Source organism: Bacillus sp. AP50 (genome assembly GCF_040492675.1).
In the GTDB taxonomy this organism is placed as follows: Bacteria; Bacillota; Bacilli; order Bacillales; family Bacillaceae_G; genus Bacillus_A; species Bacillus_A cereus.
The window spans coordinates 1-4,034 of record NZ_JBEUTW010000499.1; the positions used below are offsets into that span (position 1 = coordinate 1).

Consider the following 4,034-nt stretch of genomic DNA (forward strand, 5'->3'; position numbering starts at 1 on the left):
TATAAGAGACAGCATTATATGTTCATGTTATGTAATTGTGAAAAAATAAATAAAAACTTCATTTTATACAATAAAACAGCTAGCATGATTAGCTAGCTGTCCTGGTAAGAAAAGAAAACGGTGCCTTAGCAAATGTAATTGCGAATTACAACTATAGTATGAACAGAGTTGAAAATGTTATGTGAAAATAATCTAATAAAAATTTCATTTTGTGTAAAAAAAAACTAGTTCCCTAGGGTAATGGTATAACAGCGAAATATATTTTATCCTTTTATATCGTAACGTAATATTACGTTGAAAACATCAGGTAAATGAAACCAATTACAGAAAATAAGAGCAGCTAGCAAAAGCTATATTGAGTTTTATTCAGGGGATAGAGGGTCTTTTGCAAAGAAAAAGGCTAGGATTTCTCCTAGCAAAAGAGTTATGTCGTACAGAAAGGTACTTGTGCGCAAACCAGGTGTTTGCCAATTCATTATATAACGTTTCTTAGGTAGATAAGCTGAATCATAGTAATCTTTACGTAAACTTTACATGGTATTGAAGATTTTGATAGAGATCGAATTTGAATTTTGTATTAATAAATATTGAGGATAACCTTTATAAATAAAGACTCCACTCTCAAAAGGGTGAGAGTGAAGTCTGTGGATGAAATTACTGAGTTCTTGGGATGGTGAACATCAGCACATAAATAATAGCACGAGTATTCAGAAAAAACATTGAGTAAATGTTTCCGGTTTTTCAAATTATAGTTAATTGATTTTCATAAAAAAAAAACGTTATTTTGTACAAGAACCTTTACACCTATAAACAAACATAGCAAGCAACTGACTAGATTGCCAGCTATGTTCATACACTGCACGGAGGAGTGCCTTCCGTTTTGAAAGAGCGAAGCCCAGGGAGAGAGCGCTCAGCTGTAGTATGTGTAATGTAAAAAAGATTATTCGTAAAGGACAATGAAAAATTATTTAATAAGGACGGGCATTCTTTTAGTTTCAAATCTTTCAAAGTCTATAGGACAAAATGCAAACGTTGCTATAGATTCTGAAGTCTCATTTGTAAAAAAAGTGTGGTTAATTACTTTACCAGAAGAAGAATAAAAAGTAATTTTGGTTTTTGATATAGGAGGAAGCGTTATTACTAGTGGTTTACTTGTCATACTGATCAGCTCCTAAATTATTTGATGCTATAAGAACTTAAAATGGATTCAATAAATATCTATGAACTCATTTTATAAAGTTAGTACTTTGTGAATTAAGAAATTCAATAAAATAGTTATTTTGCATAAAAAAACAGGAGTGCGTGACCAAAGCACTCCATGACGCTAATGACAACACCTATAAAAGTATATGAATGATTTTCATAAATATGTTTTTAAAACTTGAAACAAAATAGTTAGTTATTTGAATAGAAAGAGATCTAAGAATTAGAAGGTGAACAGTGTCATGTATTATCCATTTTAATTAAATATTCATAGTATGAAAGATGGAAGATAAAAATATTTACAGGATGAGGTGAATATAGGATGTTTTTTGATTTTTTTTATAATAAAACGCAAATGCGCCCTTTAGGGGGATCGGGGCCTGCACAAAGTACTATTCAAGCGGTTCATCAGGCTATACAAGCACAACAACAAGCGCTGCAATCACAGCAAACGCAACCAAGTTATACCCCAGTACAATCATATTACTCTTTACCATCTTATTACCCAGTACAATCATATTACTCTTTACAATCGTATTTTCCAGCACAATCGTATTACCCAATGTAGATTATACAGAATAGAATATTTTTTTTATTAATTTCGTATGAAACTATATACCTTTTATAGTAATGAAAATAATAAAGTGGATTTAAATAAAAAGAGCGCTTTTAAAAGCGCTCCATGACCGAGATTTATATTGAAAAAGAATACCGCATTATATTTTATGTATGTTCGGGATTTATGTGCAGGTTGTAATAAAATTGTTTTTCAAAATAAATAAAAAAGAGCATGCGTATAGGTGTGCTCCTAGACTAAAAGGTTTGAAGGTCTGGAATGGAGTGACCTACACAATAATATATGCCTGTCTGATTTAAAGTTGTAAAGTTTTTTGCACAAAAAAGAGCACTATTGAAAGTGCTCTTAGAAAATACATTTTATATCCTGTTTTGAGCTACGATTTTAATATTCTCTGGAGGAATGATATCTTGAACTTTTTCTTTTAAATCTACTTGGACCATTTCTTCAAGATGTTCAAGTGAAACTTCAAAGTTTATACATTCCGCAGTTGTGATGTTTAATAAAGAATAATTTTCATTCTTTTTAACAACAAGATATTGCGATTGATCTGTTATTACTATACACCCTTGTTGAAAGCCTAATTTACGATTATCTTCAAAAGTCATAAAAGTTTCTCCTTTTATATGTATTGCAGATAGATAGTTTACTACATAAATACATTAGTTCATATTGAGAAACCTTACATTAGTATTACAACCTTGTAAGGTTTCGGAATATTTTGTGGGCTAGTAATACAGAGAGTGTAAAAATGTCAATTGAATATTTAACAAAATTCTTATTGTATGAGAAAAAATAAAAGAACCCATTTTTTATAAATGGATTCTTCCCACAAGGTCTGCAAGAAATTCAAGGTAACTGGACCAGAGCAACCTGTGAAATTCCTTGTGATAATACTGTATGCAAATGAATCAAAATGGTTAATGGAAACTAAACAAAAACTTATTTTAAAGTTAAAGAGCGCCTTGTAGAGTGCTCCTTATGCCTAATTATAAATACTTATGTTCGATCTTAGATTAATTTCTTACTTGGAGAAATTAAATGCTCTTAAACAAAGTTTAGATAGACAATCGAGCCCATAATTACAATATAAAATACCGCACAAAAGAAGATTAAAATGTATTTTAATGTCTTGTTCATATTAGTGCCGTCCTAAAAGAGGGTTATTTGGATTTTAATAGCGTATGTAAAAAAAGGTGCATTTATACAAGGGAAGGGTAGCTAGCAAAAGTAAAACAAAATCTTTATTTAAAAACTAAAGTGCGCTTTTTAAAGCGTTCCTTAAGAAAAATAAAAAAGAATACCTCATGATACTGTATGTATTTTTTTTAGGAATGTGAGGATTTAAAACAAAATCGTTATTTGAGAGAAAGGAGAATGGAAATGTCCTTAGTGGGGAATTTGAAAGAACTCCAAAAAAAAGTCATTGATGAAAAGGTATTGGAATTTGCAGAGGAAATGGAATACGTAATAATCGAAAGTGCTGCAATTGGATATTCAGGTTATAGATATCAAATTCATAAGGAAAATCCAGACAAGCATATTCTGCACTCAAAACCATTCACGGAAAAGTTACAAGAATTAATGGATGGTGTGAAAGTTGAATTTAAGGTAGAAGAAAAGAAAAACATTTTAGGTGGATCTTATTACGAACATTACATCCGTTTTAGTTGGAATGACTAATTTCTTAATAAAAACGCTATTTTAAATAAAAGAACAGCTAGTGAAATCTAACTGCTCAGTTCTTTGAAAAATAAGAATTAGAATTTGTGTTTAAAATGGTTTACATCAATTAACGAAATTGCTGTAGAGAGATTAATAAATCTTTATGAATACGCAATAATGTTTGAACATCATCTTCTTGAAGTTGTTGTAGTGCTAATTCCATTGCCTTGTAGGAAGTAGAGTTTTCAATGGATTTTTTCGATGCTTCTTGTCCTTGGTTTGTTACCTTTAATTTTATTTCTCTACGATCTTCATCTGATTGTTTTCGCTCGATGAGCTGTAGATTAACTAATTCATCTACATTCACACTCACTGTACTTTTAGGAACTGAAAGACGTTCTGAAATCTCTTTAAGAGTAACATTAGGGAGTGCATAAATTGTATTTAAGATACCCATTTGTTGTACTGTTAATCCTAAACTGGAGGCGTTTTGATGTGTGAACTTTATAATTTCTTTGTTTATTGTTACAAATGATTGGACAACTTCTCCTGCTTGTTTGAAACTTTGATTTTTTAAACTCATAATAAT

At 30.5% G+C, this 4,034-nt stretch carries 5 protein-coding genes; 2 read left to right on the plus strand and 3 right to left on the minus strand.

Translation table 11 applies throughout. The annotated features are described in order from the left end of the window. Positions 1-964 precede the first annotated feature (964 nt). On the minus strand, positions 965-1,159 hold the full coding sequence (locus ABWK52_RS25445; RefSeq protein WP_000202164.1) for a hypothetical protein: 195 nt from the start codon (positions 1,157-1,159) through the stop codon (positions 965-967). A gap of 366 nt (positions 1,160-1,525) precedes the next feature. On the opposite strand from ABWK52_RS25445, the gene ABWK52_RS25450 reads away from it, so the two are divergent. After that, positions 1,526-1,771, plus strand: coding sequence for a DUF3947 family protein (locus tag ABWK52_RS25450; RefSeq protein ID WP_097853331.1), 246 nt, complete (start codon positions 1,526-1,528; stop codon positions 1,769-1,771). Positions 1,772-2,139: 368 nt separating this feature from the next. Here ABWK52_RS25450 and ABWK52_RS25455 read toward each other — a convergent pair whose 3' ends face one another. Continuing rightward, positions 2,140-2,388 carry a hypothetical protein gene (locus ABWK52_RS25455; RefSeq protein ID WP_084064292.1) on the minus strand — a complete coding sequence of 83 codons (249 nt, stop codon included), beginning with the start codon at positions 2,386-2,388 and terminating at the stop codon, positions 2,140-2,142. Positions 2,389-3,163: 775 nt separating this feature from the next. Here ABWK52_RS25455 and ABWK52_RS25460 point away from each other — a divergent pair. After that, positions 3,164-3,463, plus strand: a complete 300-nt coding sequence (locus ABWK52_RS25460; protein ID WP_084064286.1) for a hypothetical protein — start codon at positions 3,164-3,166, stop codon at positions 3,461-3,463. A gap of 109 nt (positions 3,464-3,572) precedes the next feature. Here ABWK52_RS25460 and ABWK52_RS25465 read toward each other — a convergent pair whose 3' ends face one another. Then, positions 3,573-4,028: a MarR family winged helix-turn-helix transcriptional regulator gene (locus ABWK52_RS25465; protein WP_000053894.1), complete on the minus strand. Its 456-nt coding sequence runs from the start codon at positions 4,026-4,028 to the stop codon at positions 3,573-3,575. Between the last annotated feature and the right edge of the window lie 6 nt (positions 4,029-4,034).